The organism is Rhizobium sp. KDH_Rht_773_N, assembly GCF_052946295.1.
The window spans coordinates 1080214-1097435 of sequence record NZ_CM129525.1; the positions used below are offsets into that span (position 1 = coordinate 1080214).

At 62.1% G+C, this 17222-nt stretch carries 13 protein-coding genes; 5 read left to right on the forward strand and 8 right to left on the reverse strand.

What is annotated here, in order from left to right:
- Positions 1 to 41 precede the first annotated feature (41 nt).
- The 3 genes from ACU8HS_RS05525 to ACU8HS_RS05535 form a co-directional block, all read right to left on the reverse strand.
- Positions 42 to 2570, reverse strand: coding sequence for a methyl-accepting chemotaxis protein (locus ACU8HS_RS05525; RefSeq protein WP_112570859.1), 2529 nt, complete (start codon positions 2568 to 2570; stop codon positions 42 to 44).
- Between the two features lie 307 nt (positions 2571 to 2877).
- Positions 2878 to 3021 carry a hypothetical protein gene (locus ACU8HS_RS05530; RefSeq protein WP_007819333.1) on the reverse strand — a complete coding sequence of 48 codons (144 nt, stop codon included), beginning with the start codon at positions 3019 to 3021 and terminating at the stop codon, positions 2878 to 2880.
- A 167-nt stretch (positions 3022 to 3188) separates the two neighbouring features.
- Entirely contained in the window at positions 3189 to 4370 is a 1182-nt protein-coding gene (locus ACU8HS_RS05535; RefSeq protein WP_447015534.1) for an NAD(P)/FAD-dependent oxidoreductase, read from the reverse strand.
- A 130-nt stretch (positions 4371 to 4500) separates the two neighbouring features.
- On the opposite strand from ACU8HS_RS05535, the gene ACU8HS_RS05540 reads away from it, so the two are divergent.
- The 5 genes from ACU8HS_RS05540 to edd all read left to right on the forward strand — a co-directional run bounded on the left by ACU8HS_RS05540 (position 4501) and on the right by edd (position 11516).
- Positions 4501 to 5937: a glutamine synthetase family protein gene (locus ACU8HS_RS05540; protein WP_112570855.1), complete on the forward strand. Its 1437-nt coding sequence runs from the start codon at positions 4501 to 4503 to the stop codon at positions 5935 to 5937.
- A gap of 9 nt (positions 5938 to 5946) precedes the next feature.
- Entirely contained in the window at positions 5947 to 7242 is a 1296-nt protein-coding gene (locus ACU8HS_RS05545) for an NAD(P)/FAD-dependent oxidoreductase (RefSeq protein ID WP_447015535.1), read from the forward strand.
- A 135-nt stretch (positions 7243 to 7377) separates the two neighbouring features.
- Positions 7378 to 8853: a glucose-6-phosphate dehydrogenase gene (gene zwf / locus ACU8HS_RS05550; RefSeq protein WP_112570851.1), complete on the forward strand. Its 1476-nt coding sequence runs from the start codon at positions 7378 to 7380 to the stop codon at positions 8851 to 8853.
- 16 nt (positions 8854 to 8869) lie between these two features.
- On the forward strand, positions 8870 to 9568 hold the full coding sequence (gene pgl, locus ACU8HS_RS05555) for a 6-phosphogluconolactonase (protein ID WP_447015536.1): 699 nt from the start codon (positions 8870 to 8872) through the stop codon (positions 9566 to 9568).
- Between the two features lie 118 nt (positions 9569 to 9686).
- On the forward strand, positions 9687 to 11516 hold the full coding sequence (gene edd / locus ACU8HS_RS05560; protein WP_447015537.1) for a phosphogluconate dehydratase: 1830 nt from the start codon (positions 9687 to 9689) through the stop codon (positions 11514 to 11516).
- A gap of 126 nt (positions 11517 to 11642) precedes the next feature.
- Here the strand turns inward: edd and ACU8HS_RS05565 are convergent, their stop codons facing one another.
- The 5 genes from ACU8HS_RS05565 to ACU8HS_RS05585 form a co-directional block, all read right to left on the reverse strand.
- Positions 11643 to 12056, reverse strand: a complete 414-nt coding sequence (locus tag ACU8HS_RS05565; protein WP_377313373.1) for a hypothetical protein — start codon at positions 12054 to 12056, stop codon at positions 11643 to 11645.
- Positions 12057 to 12172: 116 nt separating this feature from the next.
- Positions 12173 to 13264, reverse strand: a complete 1092-nt coding sequence (locus tag ACU8HS_RS05570) for an ABC transporter ATP-binding protein (RefSeq protein WP_112570843.1) — start codon at positions 13262 to 13264, stop codon at positions 12173 to 12175.
- 21 nt (positions 13265 to 13285) lie between these two features.
- Positions 13286 to 14938: a beta-galactosidase BglA gene (bglA, locus tag ACU8HS_RS05575; RefSeq protein ID WP_113500770.1), complete on the reverse strand. Its 1653-nt coding sequence runs from the start codon at positions 14936 to 14938 to the stop codon at positions 13286 to 13288.
- 36 nt (positions 14939 to 14974) lie between these two features.
- Entirely contained in the window at positions 14975 to 16138 is a 1164-nt protein-coding gene (locus ACU8HS_RS05580; protein WP_112754790.1) for a carbohydrate ABC transporter permease, read from the reverse strand.
- 1 nt (position 16139) lies between these two features.
- Complete coding sequence (locus ACU8HS_RS05585) at positions 16140 to 17153, reverse strand: carbohydrate ABC transporter permease (protein ID WP_112570837.1); 1014 nt, start codon at positions 17151 to 17153, stop codon at positions 16140 to 16142.
- Positions 17154 to 17222: the final 69 nt, after the last annotated feature.

Below are 17222 nucleotides of genomic sequence, written 5' to 3' on the forward strand. Positions count from 1 at the left end.
TGCGGGGCCATTTCACTGCTTCGATGAAGATGAAGTTCGGGTCAGGCAGCGCGATAGACCTGCATGTCGCTGTCGCCATCGATCTTGAACTGCCGCACGAGGTGCAGCAGCGCATCCGCCTCGTTTGCCAGCTCGCGGCTCGCAGCCGTGGTTTCTTCCACCATCGCGGCGTTCTGCTGGGTCATCTGGTCCATCTGGTTGACGGTGGAGTTGACTTCCTGCAGCGCGCTCGACTGGTCGTGGCTGGCACGGGCGATCATTTCGACATGCTGGCTGATCGTGACGATCTGGGCGCTGATCTTGGCGAGAACCGTGCCGGTTTCCTGCACGAACTGCGAACCGGAATTGACCTCGTTGGTGGATTTGTTGATGAGGCCCTTGATCTCCTGCGCGGCAGCGGCGGAGCGCTGGGCAAGCTCACGGACTTCCATGGCGACGACCGCGAAGCCCTTGCCGGCTTCACCGGCACGCGCCGCCTCGATGCCGGCGTTGAGTGCCAGCAGGTTGGTCTGGAAGGCGATCTCGTCGATGACGCCGATGATCTGCTCGATCTGGCGCGAAGCTTCCTCGATCCGGCCCATGGCGTCGATCGCGTTGTTGACGACGACGGCGGAGTCGTCGGCGCTGCGCTTGGCCTGACGGACGATCTGGTCGGCATCCTTGGCGCGCTCGGCGGAGGAGCGGACCGTGACGGTGATCTGATCGACGGCTGCGGCGGTTTCTTCCAGCGACGCGGCCTGCTGCTCGGTACGCTTGGAGAGGTCCTCGGCGGACTGGGCCATCTGGTTGCCGTTGCCCTGGATCATCTGCACGTTGTCGCGGATCTGGCTCATCGTCGCCTGCAGGCGCATCATCGAACCGTTGAAATCCTGACGCAGCTGCTCGAGGCGGCCGATGAAGGGCGTATCGATCGTCGTCGAGATGTCGCCCTGCGACATGCGCTCCAGACCGGCGGCGAGCTGGTTGACGGCAAATTCGATCTGGCGGTCCATCTCGCGCTTTTCGGCATCGTTGCGCTGGCGCTCGTGTTCGGCGGCCTGGCGCTCTTCGTCGCTCTGCTCCTCGATGCGGATCTTGGAGATGGCATTTTCCTTGAAGATGCCGAGCGCACGGGCCATGTCGCCGATTTCGTCATGCCGCTTCTCACCGGAGATGCTGGTGTCGAGCGCACCTTCGGCGATGCGGCGCATGGCGGCGGTGATCTGGGCGATCGGCCGCTGCAGCGTCAGCACCAGCGCAATGCCGCCGACGATGGAGACCAGGATGCCGAGCGCGGTCGTGCCGACGGAAATGCTGTTGGCCTGATCGCGTTCCGTGCCGGCAGTCTGCTTCTGCTCTTCGGCAAAGCTGGTGAGCTGGCCCCAGACGCCGTCGAGCTGCTGGCGTGCGGCAACGTAATCGGCCGTGCGCTGATCGATCACATCGACGAGGCTCTGCGCGCCCTTGTCCATCGAGGTGAGAGCGGGGGTGATCGCATCGACGATATCGCTGGCGAAGTTCATGCCCTTGGCGCTTGCCTGCAGAGTGTTGAGCATGGTGTTGAGCGTGGCGATTTCCTGGTTCAGGCGAACGCGGTTTTCCTTGTTCGGCCTGGCGTTGAAATCGGCGAGCACGAGCTGCAGCGAGTAGATGGAGCTTTCGAGGCGACGCGTATCCTCGAGGACCGAGTTGGTCTGGGCGATGCGGCTGTCGAGCTCGACGAAGGTCGTCGTTGCCTCGCGCATCATCTGCGTGGCGGTGAGCTGCGTATAGGTCGACATCTGGCGGAAGCGGGAGACGAGACGGCCGAGATTGGCAACGCCCTCATCCGTGCCGGCATCGGGTGCCGCCGCCTGAGCCTTCAGGTCGCTGACGGTCTGCGCCATCGACTGGGTCATGCTCTTCTGGTTCTGCGGCACGGAGATTTCGATCATGCGCTGCGCCTTGATGATGCCGGGAAGCGCATCGGTCACGGCCTTCAGCTTGTCGGCCGGTGTCTGCGCCTTGCCGAAATCGTTCATGGCGTTTGCCAGCGTGTCGCCGCCCTTCAGCAGACGGTCGGCGGCGCGCAGCGTCGCCGTCGCATTGCCCTCGTCGGTGCGGATGTTTTCTTCCAGCTGCTTGGCGTCATAGCTGACGTTGAAGCGGTTGGTGATCATGACCTTCTGGGCGTCGTCGATCTGCTTGCGCAGCGCCACTTCCTGCTCGTGCAGGGTCCAGAGCTTGCCGACGGTATCGGAAATGCCGTTCGTTCCCTCGATTGCCGATTGCAGGTTGTCATGGCCGGAATTGTCGCCGATCTGCGCCATGGTGGCGTCCAGCGTCTGTCCCTGCGCCTTGATGTCCGCATAGAGCTTGTCGCGCGCCTGCTCGTTGGTGGTCTGCAGGAAGTCGTCCATCGAGGCGTAGAGATCCTTGAAGCCACTCAGCGACTGGAGAACGCTGTTGGAAATCTCCATGCGGCCCTGCAGCAGACCGGAGGCGTAGAGACCGGTCAGGCCGACGGCGGAAATGGTGATGACGAATGGCAGTACAAAAATCAGAACCTTGGTCTGAATCTTGAAACGAGAAAGAATCTTGTCAATGAACATGGCGCGCCGTGCCTTTCATACACCACTCCTCCCGCCGGCAGCCTTCTGGCGCCAGCCGGGTGCATATCGAGCTGATCTAATGACAGTTGGGAAACCCAGGAACGGGCGGCAATCATTGCCTGCTCATTTCCGGCGAGGCCGGAAACACCCAAATATTCGTCTACAATGTGTCAGATTAGATATTAATTTTCGGATAAGCGGTGAGGCGGCGTTAGCCTTGATCGCACAATAGTTGCAAATTGCGCGCAATGGCATCGCGATAGGTCGGTCCCGAGACCGAAAACTTCCATTTCAAGCTGCGGAAAAATCAGATGAAGTGGGAAAGAAGAACAGCAATGCTGGCGGCGGTTGCACCAGCGGCGAGCATCAGATAACGCAGGGTTACGAGCTTCGTATCAGGCTTTGCCTGGGCAATTGCAATGGCGCGGGCGCGTCGAGTGTTTCTGTTCATTGCGAAACCTCACTTCTTGTCTATACGCAACAATCCATCAAAACGGCTTGCCGGTAAAGCTTAATTTAGGAACGACTTTGCCAACCTGCCATTGAGACAGGATGGCGCAGCCAATCTTAAGAAGTCTTGAATCCGCCAAAAGGTTTCACGTCTACAAATATTAGCGTTTACAATGCCTCACCAGCGGCAAAGCCCGACGCCCAGGCCCACTGGAAATTATAGCCGCCGAGCCAGCCGGTCACATCGACGCATTCGCCGATGAAATAGAGGCCGGGAACGGCCTTGGCCTGCATGCTGCGCGAATCGAGCGCGGTCGTGTCGATGCCGCCGAGCGTGACTTCGGCCGTGCGATAGCCTTCCGAACCGGACGGGCGAAGCGACCAGTTCTGTGCCGCCTCGGCAAGCCGGCCCAGAAGCTTGTCGGAAAGGTCGGCCATGTTGCCGCTGACGCCCTCACGCTCGACAATATATTGCGCCAGCCGTTTCGGCAGGATTTCGCCGAGCGCGGTCTGCGCCGACTGGCGCCCGTTTACCTGTTTCGCCCTCTTCAGATGCGCGGCGAGGTCGATCTCCGGTTCGATATCGACGGTGATCGCGTCGCCTTCGCGCCAGTAGGAGGAAATCTGCAGGATGGCGGGGCCGCTCAAGCCCCGATGGGTGAAGAGCAGCGCTTCGCGGAACGCGGTCTTGCCGTGGCGGATCTCGGCGGGGGCGGAAATGCCCGACAGGGCAGCGATGCTTTCAAGCAGGACCGGGTCGAGGGTGAGCGGCACAAGGGCCGGGCGCATTTCGGTCAGCGCAAGACAGAATTGCTCGGCAATGCGATAGGCAAAGCCGGTCGCGCCCATTTTGGGAATGGATTTTCCGCCCGATGCGATGACGAGCGAGGAGGCTTCGAAAAGGCCTTCCGACGTCGAGACCCGGAAGCCGCCGTCGGTCTTTTCGACGCCCGATATCTCGACGCCGAGATGCCAGGCGGCACCGGCCGCGCGCATCTCGTCGAGAAGCATGTAGATGATGTCCTTGGCGCTGTTGTCGCAGAAAAGCTGGCCGAGCGTCTTTTCATGCCAGGCGATCCCGTGGCGATCGACCATGGCGATGAAATCCGCCGGGGTGAAGCGGGCAAGCGCCGACTTGCAGAAATGCGGGTTGGCGGAGAGGAAGTTCTTCGGGCCGGCATTGATATTGGTGAAATTGCAGCGGCCTCCGCCGGAGATGCGGATCTTCTCGCCCGGCGCGCGGGCATGGTCGAGCACGGTGACGGAACGGCCGCGCTGACCGGCGCGGATCGCGCACATCATGCCCGCGGCACCCGCCCCGATGACGATCACATCGCTCTTGCGCTGCAAAATCCGTTTTCCCCACTGAAATCCGCGCCTTCTTTTTCCATCGGAGGGCTGATGTCAACGCCTTCCACCCCCTCGCCAATTGCCAAACTCCGGTTATGATGGCGTTACGATCAACGCAAACCGGTGTGTCATGTCCCCAAAAAAGACGACGCTGAAGCCTGCCAGAAACGTGCCTGCCTCGCCGAAAATCCCCCCTGATCCCGGATCCTCGCGTGGTGTTGCAGACTGGAAGGAAGCGGCGCAGTGGCTGAGGGCACGCGGGATCGAAGACATCGAATGCATCACCCCCGATCTTGCCGGGGTACCGCGCGGCAAGATGATGCCGACCTCCAAGTTCACCTCCAACACGTCGCTCGCCCTGCCTTCGGCGATTTACCGCCACACGATATCGGGCGAATATCCTGAAGAAACCGAGAGCTTCCGCTACGAGCCGCGCGACAGCGACCTGAAGCTGGTGCCGGATCTTTCCACGCTCTCCGTCGTGCCTTGGGAGACCGACCCGACCGCGCAGGTCATCTGCGACATCGTCAATTCCGAAGGGCAGGAAGTGCCCTATACGCCGCGCAACGTGCTGAAGCGTATCCTCAGCCTCTATGCGCAGCGCGGCTGGAAGCCGATCGTGGCGCCGGAAATCGAGTTCTATCTCGTGGCCATGAACGACGACCCGGATTATCCGCTGCATCCGCCGAAGGGCCGTTCGGGCCGCTCGATCCTCGGCGGCCAGGGTTATTCGATCGCCGGCATCAACGAGTTCGACGAGCTGATCGACGACATCTATCACTTCTCGGAAAAACAGGGCCTCGAGATCGACACGCTGATCCATGAGGAAGGACCGGCGCAGCTCGAGATCAACCTGCGCCACGGCAATCCGATCGAGCTTGCAGACCAGGTCTTCCTGTTCAAGCGCACCATCCGCGAGGCGGCGCTGAAGCACAATATCTACGCCACCTTCATGGCCAAGCCGATGCAGGGCCAGCCGGGTTCGGCGATGCATATCCACCAGTCCGTCGTCGATATCGAGACGGGCAAAAACGTCTTTTCCAGCAATGACGGTTCCGCCTCGAAGGAATTCTTCCACTTCATCGGCGGCATGCAGAAATACGTGCCGAGCGCGCTTGCCATGCTGGCGCCCTATGTGAATTCCTACCGGCGCCTGCAGCCGGACATGTCCTGCCCGGTCAACAATGCCTGGGGCTACGACAACCGCACGACGGCCTTCCGCGTGCCGGTCTCCGATCCGCAGGCACGGCGCGTGGAAAACCGCCTGCCGAGTTCGGATGCCAATCCCTATCTGGCGCTTGCCGCCTCGCTCGCCTCCGGCCTGCTCGGCATCATGAAGGAGATCGAGCCGACGGCGCCGACGGAGGATGCGGCCAACGAAGGCTCGATCGACCTGCCGCGCGGCCTTCTGGAAGCCGTGGCGCTGCTGGAAGACGAGCCGGCCTTCGAGGAGGTCTTCGGCAAGGAATTCATCGGCCTCTATGCCGGCGTGAAGCGGGGTGAATTCGAAACCTTCATGCAGGTGATCAGCCCCTGGGAGCGGGAATTCCTCCTTCTGAACGTATAAGGGGCCGCCATGACCGAGGAGATTTGGCAAAGCCCCATCGCGCCCGGCCTGTCCTGGTACCAGGCGACCGTCGGCGAGCGCCCGGACTATCCGGCGCTCGACGGCTCCAGGCAGTGCGACGTCGCCGTTATCGGCGGCGGTTACACGGGCCTGCAGGCCGCCTATCATCTCGCCAGGGCCGGCGTTTCAGTGACGCTCATCGAGGCGGCCAGGCTCGGCGACGGCGCCTCCGGGCGCAATGGCGGGCAGCTCGGCACCGGCCAGCGCTGGTGGCCGGAAGAGCTGGAAGAGAAGATCGGCTACGAACGCTCCAAGGCGCTCTTCGATCTTGCCGAGGATGCCAAGAAGCACCTTCTCGATTTTGCGACCGAGCACCAGATCGACATGGATTACGTGCCCGGCCAGCTCAACGTCGCCCACAAGGAGAGCTACAAGCGCTATTATTACGAGAATGCGGAGATCGCGGCCTTCCGCTACGACTATCCGCATCTGCGCTTCATGGACCGCGAGGAGACGCAGGAGCGGCTCGGCTCCAGACGCTTCCATTGCGGCGTTCGCGACGTCGGCACCGGCCATATCCATCCGCTGAAGCTGCTGGTCGGCCTCGGCCGGGTGGCCGCCGATGCGGGGGCCGATATTTTCGAAATGACCAGGGCGACATCGATCGCGGAGCGCGGCGGCAAGGTCATCATCGAGACCGAACGCGGCACGATCACCGCCAGCCGGGCGCTGATCGCCTGCAACGCCCATATCGGCAATCTGGAGCCGGTCACGGCAAGCCATGTCATGCCGATCCGCTCCTTCATCGGCGCCACCGTGCCGCTCGACCGCTTCCCCGATGTGATACCGGGCGGCGAAGCGGTGGCGGATTCGCGTTTCGTGGTGCGCTATTTCCGCAAATCGAAGGACGGGCGGCTGCTCTTCGGCGGGCGCGAGGCCTACACGGCCGACAATCCGCGCGACATTTCGCGGCATATCCGCCGGCAGATCGCCGAAATCTATCCCAGCCTGAAGGATATCGAGATTACCCATGCCTGGGGCGGCTCGGTCGGCATCACCATGCCGCGCCAGCCGTTCGTGCGGGAAGTCATGCCGGGCGTCACCTCGATCGGCGGTTATTCCGGCCACGGCGTGATGCTGTCAAATTACTGTGGCAAGCTTTACGCAGAAATGATGCTGGGAAAATCGGCCGATCTCGATCTCTTCAAGGCGCTCGATATTCCCGCCTTTCCGGGCGGCGCGCGCATGCGGGCGCCGCTGCTTTTCCTTGCCTTGTCGTGGTTTGCCCTCCGCGACAAGTTTTAGTTCGATTGCGGATTTCCTCTCGCGGCAATTCGCTTTAAAACCGATGACCGACAGATTCATTGCACCGCACACTGGCTTTTTTAAATCGATTAGATTAAAACGGCCGCCAACCAAGCCTGATTGAGAGATAAGCTCATGAGCAGCCAGATCATTCCCGTTGAGCCTTTTGATTATGTCGTCTTCGGCGGCAGCGGCGACCTTGCCGAGCGCAAGCTTCTGCCCGCGCTGTACCATCGCCAGATCGAGGGCCAGTTCTCGGAACCGACCCGCGTCATCGGTGCTTCGCGCAGTCCGCTTTCGCATGAGGAATACCGCAAGTTCGCCAAGGACGCGCTCAAGGAGCACCTGAAGAAGGGCGAGTACAACGATGCGGAAGTCGAGAAGTTCTGCGCCCGCCTCTTCTACGTTTCGGTCGACGCACGCACGGATACCGGCTGGGACCACCTGAAGAAGCTGCTCGACGAGGGCAAGGAGCGCGTGCGCGCCTTCTACCTCGCGGTTGCGCCGGGCATTTTCGGCGACATCGCGCAGAAGATCCACGACCACAAGCTGATCACCAAGTCGACCCGCATCGTCGTCGAAAAGCCGATCGGCCGCGACCTCGCCTCGGCCCTGCAGCTCAACGACAATATCGGCCGCGTCTTCAAGGAAGAACAGATCTTCCGCATCGACCACTATCTCGGCAAGGAAACGGTGCAGAACCTGATGGCGCTGCGCTTTGCCAACGCGCTCTATGAGCCGCTGTGGAACGCCAACTATATCGACCACGTGCAGATCACCGTTGCCGAATCCGTCGGCCTCGAAGGCCGCGCCGGTTATTACGATACGGCCGGCGCGCTGCGCGACATGGTGCAGAACCACATCCTGCAGCTTCTCTGCCTGACCGCGATGGAAGTTCCTTCCTCGATGGATTCGGAAGCCGTCCGCGACGAAAAGCTCAAGGTTCTGCGCGCCCTGAAGCCGATCAACGCTTCCAATGTCGAGCAGGCGACCGTTCGCGGCCAGTACCGCGCCGGCGCTTCCGGCAACGGCCCGGTCAAGGGTTATCTGGAGGAGCTGGAAGGCGGCGTTTCCAACACGGAAACCTTCGTCGCCATCAAGGCCGAGATCAACAACTGGCGCTGGGCGGGCGTTCCCTTCTACATCCGCACCGGCAAGCGCCTCGCCGGCCGCGTTTCGGAAATCGTCATCACCTTCAAGTCGATCCCGCACTCGGTCTTCGACCAGGCCGCCGGCCGCATCAGCCAGAACCAGCTGATCATCCGCCTGCAGCCGGACGAAGGCGTCAAGCAGTCGCTGATGATCAAGGATCCGGGTCCGGGCGGCATGCGCCTGCGCAACGTTTCGCTCGACATGAGCTTCGCCCAGGCCTTCAACGTCCGCAACCCCGACGCCTACGAGCGCCTGCTGATGGACGTCATCCGCTCCAACCAGACGCTGTTCATGCGCCGCGACGAAGTCGAAGCCGCATGGCAGTGGGTCGATCCGATCCTCAAGGGTTGGGAATCCACCGGCCAGCAGGTGCAGGGCTACACGGCCGGCACCTGGGGTCCGAGCCAGGCCATCGCGCTGATCGAACGCGACGGCCGCACCTGGCACGACGACATCTAGTCCAAGGTCCGAAGATATGGCATCGACACTGCATTCCTTCGCCAACGCCGCCGAACTTGCCGCCAACCTTGCCGACAAGGTTTCCGGCGCCCTTTCGGCGGCCATCACAGCCCGCGGAGCGGCCAGCATTGCCGTATCAGGCGGCTCCACGCCGAAAGCCTTCTTCCAGGCGCTTTCGACGCGCGATATCGACTGGGCCAAGGTGACGATCACGCTGGTCGACGAACGTTTCGTTCCCGCCGACAATCCGCGCTCGAACCATCTGCTGGTCGATGCCAATCTTCTCCAGAACAGAGCCAAGGCGGCGCGTTTCGTGCCGCTTTACCAGCCGGCAACCTCCGTCGAGGAGGCTGCAAAGCTTGCAACGGCAAAGAGCGCCGAGATCGGCATCCCCTTCGATGTCGTCATTCTCGGCATGGGCGGCGACGGGCACACGGCCTCGTTTTTCCCGGGCGGCAACAATCTGAGCGTTGCGCTCAACCCGCAGACGCCGCGCGGCATCATCACAATGGATGCGGAAGGGGCCGGCGAGCCGCGCCTGACCTTCACCTTCTCCGCGCTCCAGGATGCCAAACTGCTCATTCTCCACATTGAGGGCGAAGGCAAAAAAGACGTTCTCGCCAAGGCAGAAGGCAACGGTGACGAGGCAGAAATGCCGATCCGCGCCATTCTGCGCCGGGCCACTTCCCCGGTCGAGATCTATTGGGCTCCCTGATTGAGGCCTGGAGCATGTCGTTACCGCAAAACCGCTTCGCACTTTTGCGCGACATGCTTTGAAGCCGCCGGAGCCGGCGAACAGATACAGACGAACCAGAACAAGGCAGGGATTTTCCATGTCCGCTCACGCACGCATTGCTGCGATCACGAATCGCATTGTCGAACGCTCGAAGCCGACCCGCGAGCGCTATCTGGAGCGCCTGCGCGCTGCCGCCTCCCAAGGCGTCAACCGTTCGGTTCTCGGCTGCGCCAACCTCGCCCACGGCTTCGCGGTCTGTTCCCCCGCCGAGAAGGATGCACTTGCGGGCGACCGCGTGCCCAATCTCGGCATCATCACCGCCTATAACGACATGCTCTCGGCCCACCAGCCGTTCGAGACCTATCCGGCGATCATCCGCGAAGCGGCCGCACAGGCCGGCGGTATCGCCCAGGTCGCGGGCGGCGTGCCGGCCATGTGCGACGGCGTGACCCAGGGCCAGCCGGGCATGGAGCTTTCGCTCTTCTCGCGCGACCTGATCGCCATGGCAGCCGGTGTCGGCCTGTCGCACAACATGTTCGATGCCGCCCTCTTCCTCGGCGTCTGCGACAAGATCGTGCCAGGCCTCGTCATTGCAGCGCTTTCCTTCGGCCACCTGCCGGCAATCTTCATCCCGGCCGGGCCGATGACGTCTGGCCTGCCGAACGACGAGAAGTCGCGGGTGCGCCAGCTCTTTGCGGAAGGCAAGGTCGGCCGCGCCGAGCTGCTGGAAGCCGAATCCAAGTCCTATCACGGCCCCGGCACCTGCACCTTCTACGGCACCGCCAATTCCAACCAGATGCTGATGGAGATCATGGGCTTCCATATGCCCGGCTCCTCCTTCGTCAATCCCGGCACGCCGCTGCGCGAAGCGCTGACGCGCGAGGCAACGAAGCGGGCGCTCGCCATCACCGCGCTCGGCAACGAATTCACGCCGGCCGGCGAGATGATCGACGAGCGCTCGATCGTCAACGGCGTCGTCGGCCTGCATGCGACCGGCGGCTCGACGAACCACACGATGCATCTCGTCGCGATGGCGCGCGCCGGCGGCATCGTGCTCACCTGGCAGGATATTGCCGAGCTTTCGGAGCTGGTGCCGCTGCTTGCCCGCGTCTACCCGAACGGGCTTGCCGACGTGAACCATTTCCAGGCGGCCGGCGGCATGGGCTTCCTCATCAAGGAACTGCTGAAGCAGGGCCTCGTGCATGACGATGTGCGCACCGTCTTCGGCCAGGGTCTCGAAGCCTATACGGTCGATGCGCAACTCGGCGAAAACGGCGCGGTCGTGCGCCAGCCCTCCCCGGAAAAAAGCCACGACCCGAAGGTGCTTGCCAGCATCGAGACGCCCTTCCAGGCCAATGGCGGCCTGAAGATGCTGCGCGGCAATCTCGGCAAGGCGGTCATCAAGATTTCCGCCGTCAAGGCCGAGCGCCATATCATCGAGGCGCCGGCGATCGTCTTCCACAGCCAGCAGGAACTGCAGGAGGCTTTCAAGGAGGGCAAACTCAACCGCGATTTCGTCGCCGTCGTGCGCTTCCAGGGACCCAAGGCCAACGGCATGCCGGAACTGCACAAGCTGACGCCGGCGCTCGGCGTGCTGCAGGACCGGGGTTTCCGCGTGGCGCTGCTGACGGACGGGCGCATGTCGGGCGCCTCCGGCAAGGTTCCGGCGGCGATCCACGTCACGCCCGAGGCGGTCGACGGCGGCCCGATCGCCCGGATCAAGGATGGCGACATGATCCGTCTCGACGCGATCAGAGGCACGCTGGAGGTTCTGGTCGATGCCGCCGACATGGCCGAGCGCGAGCCGGTCACCATCGATCTCTCGGAGAATGAGTTCGGCATGGGCCGCGAACTCTTTGCCCCGTTCCGCCATGCGGTCGGCCCGTCGGACCAGGGCGCGAGCGTGCTGTTCCACGCCCATCACTGAGCAGAGCGCCACCGGCACAAACGAAAAGGCTCGCGGCCAAATGAACTGCCCCCGACGTTGGAGGTCCAACTTCGGGGGCAGTTCAAGAAGCCGCGGGTTTTCCGTATCCAGCGAGACGCGAGACTATTATGCGCGGATATCGAGGACGTAGTCCTTGTGGGCCGGATGGGTGGAGTAGACGAAGATCTTGTTCAGCTCCTTCTGCGTCAGCAGCCGCAGGAAGCGAACCTCGATCGTGTTGTTGGTGAAGGTCTTCATCAGGAGGCAGCCGACCTTGGTGATGCGGGCGTCGGGGATATCCAGATAAAACTGCTTGGGGAGCGTGTACTGCGTGAGGATCGCCAGGATGGCGCTGCTCATCGAAATGCGAACGATATCGCAGCGGCGCGAAGCGGCGTGCATGACGCCCTTTTCCGTATATTCGATGCGCGCGGCGTTCATCGTGTCTTCCATCTTGAACCGCGATTCGCGGTCGTACATGAAAGACTCCTCCCTGGCCAGGAAGTGCGGTTTTGGCGGTGTTGGATTCGATGCGGCCATGGCCATATTCCCCTCAGTCTTGATGGGGAAAAAGGCTAGCACCGCATGTTTAACAGAAAGTGAGAATCCTTCCCGTCCACAGGCTCGGGAGGAAGGATTCCACCAAAAATGGATGGTTATTTTCTGTAGGTGTGACCCGCGGCGTCGAAGAGGTGCAGCTTCTGCCTGTCGGCGGCGAAATGCATCTTCTGGCCGCGCTTCACGTCGTAGATTCCGGGCAGCTTGACGATGATCGGTTCGCCCTGAACCAGACCTTCGATATAGAGCAGCGTCACTTCGCCGAGCGCTTCGACGATCGAGACTTCGCCCTCGAAAAGATAGTTCTCGCTGGGCTCGGCGACCCGAAGGTCTTCCGGGCGAACACCGAAGCTTGCCTGCTTGCCCTTTTCCGATGCTGCCGTGGCGATATCGAGCGTCACCGACTTGCCGCCCGTCAGCGTCACCGTGGTCGCCTGGCCGGCTTCGGTGATCGTTGCCGGGATGATGTTCATGGCCGGCGAGCCGATGAACTTGGCGACGAACAGGTTTGCCGGGCGCTCGTAAAGCTCCAGCGGCGCCCCCACCTGCTCAATATTGCCGGCCGAGAGGACGACGATCCGGTCCGCCAATGTCATCGCCTCGACCTGGTCGTGGGTGACATAGATCATCGTCGTATCGGCCATCTGCTCGTTGAGGCGGGCGATCTCGATACGGGTCGCGACGCGCAGCGCCGCGTCGAGGTTCGACAGCGGCTCGTCGAAGAGAAAGACCTTGGGGTTGCGGCAGATGGCGCGGCCGATCGCCACGCGCTGGCGCTGGCCGCCCGAGAGCGCCTTCGGCAGGCGGTCGAGATATTTGGTCAGCTGCAGGCTTTCGGCCGCAGCCCGCACGCGGCGGTCGATCTCCTGCTTGCTCTCGCCGGCAATCTTCATGCCGAAGGCCATGTTGTCGAAGACGGTCATATGCGGATAGAGCGCATAGGACTGGAAGACCATGGCGATGCCGCGCTTCGACGGCGGCACGTCGTTGACCAGCATGCCGTCGATATACATCTCGCCGCCGGTGATGTTTTCCAGGCCGGCGATCATGCGCAGAAGCGTGGATTTGCCGCAGCCGGAGGGGCCGACGAAAACGATGAATTCGCCCTGGTTGATTTCCAGATCGATGCCGTGGAGCACATCCACGGAGCCATAGGATTTGCGGATATCCTTGAGCGTCAGTCCAGTCATTTTCCTCTCCCCTCCTGATCCTTAAGCGAGGCGGGCGAAATACGCCCCCCAGGCCGGAATATCGATCCTGTCGCCGTAATTGTTGCTGGTAAAGCCGTGCCCCGTCAGGGCCTGCCATTCGCCCGCCGGCAGGGTCACGCTGGTTTCCGCCGACCCCATGTTGAAGATGCAGAGCAGCGTTTCGTTGCCGTATTCGCGCGTGAAAAGCAGCGCGTCGCCCTGCGGTTCCTCGAACTCGATCTCGCCCTTGGCGAAAGCCGGATGCTGCCTGCGGAAAGCGATGAAACGGCGGTAGTGCTCGAGCACGGAATTTTCGTCGCCCTGCTGCACGCTGACGGCGCGCAGGATGTGCTCGACCGGAACCGGAAGCCAGGGCTTGACCGTCGAGAAGCCGCCCTGCGCGACCTGGCTGTCCCAGACCATCGGCGTGCGGCAGCCGTCACGGCCCTTGAATTCCGGCCAGAACTGGATGCCGTAGGGATCCTGCAGATCCTGATAGGCGAGATCGGCTTCGGTGAGCGCAAGTTCCTCGCCCTGATAGAGGCAGACCGAACCGCGCAGCGTCAGGAGCAGCGAAGCATAGAGCTTGGCGAAAGCATCGTGATCGGCGACGAGCGAGCCCCAGCGGCTGACATGGCGCATGACGTCATGGTTGGAAAAGGCCCAGCAGGCCCAGCCATCGGGCGCGGCCGCGCCGAAATCCTTCATGACTTCCTCGACACGTTCCGGCGAAAGCGGATCGGGCGCCAGGAATTCGAAGGCGTAGCACATGTGCATCTTGTCGTTGCCGGACGTATATTCGCCGACGATCTCGAGGCCGCGCTGGCTGTCGCCGACTTCGCCGACGGCGGCAATCGCCGGAAACTCTTCCAGCACCGCACGGAAACGCTTCAGGAATTCGAGGTTCTCCGGGCGGTTCTTGTCGTAGAGATGCTCCTGGAAATTATAGGGGTTCACGGCCGGCGCGGTCGATGCGTTGCGGCGCTCCGGGGCAAGCGCCGGATTGTCGCGCAGCTGCTTGTCGTGGAAGTAGAAGTTGATCGTATCGAGACGGAAGCCGTCGACGCCGCGCTTCAGCCAGAACCGGACGACATCGAGCAGGCGGTCCTGAACCTCGGGATTATGCAGGTTCATGTCCGGCTGCGAGGTCAGGAAGTTGTGCATGTAATATTGCATGCGCGTCGGATCCCACGCCCAGGCGGACCCGCCGAAGATCGACAGCCAGTTGTTCGGCGGCGTGCCATCGGGCTTCGCATCGGCCCAGACGTACCAGTCGGCCTTGGCGTTGGTCCTGCTGGAACGGCTTTCGACGAACCAGGGATGCTGGTCGGAGGAATGCGAGATGACGAGGTCGATCATCACGCGGATGCCGAGGCGATGGGCTTCCGATATCAGCGTGTCGAAGTCGATCAGCGTGCCGAAAATGGAATCGACATTTTCATAGTCGGAAACGTCATAGCCGAAATCGCGCATCGGCGAGGTGAAGAAGGGCGATATCCAGATCGCGTCGGCGCCGAGGCTTGCCACATGCGGCAGGCGGGCGGTGATGCCCTTCAGGTCGCCGATCCCGTCGCCGTTGGAATCCTGGTAGGAGCGCGGGTAGATCTGATAGATCACCGCGCCGCGCCACCAGTCCTTGTCGGCGGTCAGAATGGATTGGGAAGCCACAGTCATGGGATATCCTGTCTAAAAATCATGTCTTGGGATGGATCAGCCTCCCTTGACCGACCCCGCCAGCAGGCCGCGCACCAGATAACGCTGCAGCCCGAAGAAGACGAGCAGCGGAACGATGATGGTGACGAAGGCGGACGCCGTCAGGATTTCCCAGTTGCCGCCGCGCGAGCCGAGCAGCGCGTTCAGCGCCCCGGTCAGCACGAGGTGGTCCTTGTCGGTGCCGAGGAAGACCATGGCCACAAGCAGGTCGTTCCACACCCACAGGAACTGGAAGATCGCGAAAGATGCGAGCGCGGGGAAGGACAGAGGCAATACGATGCGGGTGAAGATCTCGAAGTCGCTGGCGCCGTCGACGCGGGCGGATTCGATGATCTCCTTGGGCAGGCCGGCAATATAGGCCCGCAGCAGATAGATGGCGAGCGGCATGCCGAAGGCGGTATGGGCCAGCCAGATGCCGGGATAGGTCTTCGACGGCTGTCCGATCGCGGTACCGATCTCGTTATAGAGCCTGAGCAGCGGGATGAGCGACATCTGCAGCGGCACGACGATGAGGCCGACGACGAGCGCAATCAACAGCGCGCGGCCGGGAAACTCCATCCAGCTCAGCGCATAGGCGGCGAAAGCGGCAATCAGGATCGGAATGATCGTCGCCGGAATCGTCACCGTCAGAGAGTTGATGAAGGACTGGCCGATGCCCTCGCTGGCCAGAACGGTCTGGTAGTTCTGCATGGTGAATTCGGGTGGCGCGGAGGCGGCAACATAGATGCGGCGGGGACGCTCGTCCGGCGCGAAGGCGGCGTTCTTCATGTAGCGATAGCTGCCGTCGCTGTTGATGACGAGGCTCTCGCCGTCGCCGAGGTCGGCGGTCTCGCCGGCCCCGAAGGCCGAAGGCTGCTGCACGCGCACGCCAAAGGCCTTGACCGAGCGGCCGGGCTGATCCGCCAGGACGTTGCCCGTTATGACGTAGACATCGCCCTCCTGTTTCTGCTGGTCGGGCGTGCCGAGGCGCACGGCAACCGTCTGCGTGGAGCCGGCAAAGGCGGTCCACCAGCCCGAAACCGTGATCTGGTCCCTGTCGCGCAGCGCGCTGACGAAGATGCCGAGCGTCGGCACCAGCCAGATGACGACGATGACGAGAACGCAGAAATGGACGAAGAGACGGGCGGGGCCGATCTTGAAATAGCGTGAGGCTGTCGTCATCTCAGCGTCCCTTCATTTCGGCATTGGCACGGCGCACGTTCCACACCATGATCGGTGTGACGGCCAGCATGATGATGATGGCGATGACGGCCGATCTGCCGGAATCGCCGCCGCCGCGGAACATCCAGTCGAACATCAGGTTCGCCAGAACCATGGTCTGCCACTGGCCGTTGGTCATGGTCAGCACGATATCGAAGACTTTGAGGACGAGGATGGTGATCGTCGTCCAGACGACGGCGATCGTGCCCCAGATCTGCGGCACCATGATGCGCCAGAAGATCTGCCAGCCGTTGGCGCCGTCGATGACGGCAGCCTCGATCGTCTCCTCCGGGATGCCGCGCAACGCGGCCGAGAGGATGACCATGGCGAAACCGGTCTGGATCCAGACCAGGATCACCATCAGGAAGAAATTGTTCCAGAAGGGAATGGAGATCCACACTTCGGGCGTGCCGCCAAAAGTCTGCACGATGGCGTTGAGAAGGCCGATCTGCACATCGTTGCCGCCGCGATATTCATAGATGAATTTCCAGATGACGGAGGCGCCGACGAAGGAGATCGCCATCGGCATGAAGACGATGCTCTTGGCGATATTGCCCCACCAGATGCGGTCGGTCATGACGGCGATGACGAGGCCGAAAAAGGTGCAGGCGGCAGGCACGACGGCAAGCCACAGGATGTTGTTGAAGATCGACTGGCGGAATTCGCGGTCGTTCAGGGCCCACAGATAGTTGGTCGTACCGACGAACTGATTGCCCGACCGGTCGTAGAAGGACAGGATGAAGGTCGCGACGACGGGATAGACGAGGTAGACGACCAGCAGGAAGAGTGCCGGGCCGAGGAAAAGCCAGGGGCGGATCATCGCGCGCCGGTTCAGATTGCGCGAGGCCTGGCGGATATCGCCGTCCCGCACCGGCAGGGCGAGATCGAGGATCTTGTTCGAGAAAAAGAAATAGGCCGAACACGCGAAAACGGCGACGACCACGACGCCCAAAGCGGACACAATCTGCGACAGCATTTCGTCCCTCCCCTGCTTCCCTGTCTTATTCTGAAGGGTTAAGGCCGGATGCCGTCAATACATCTCGTG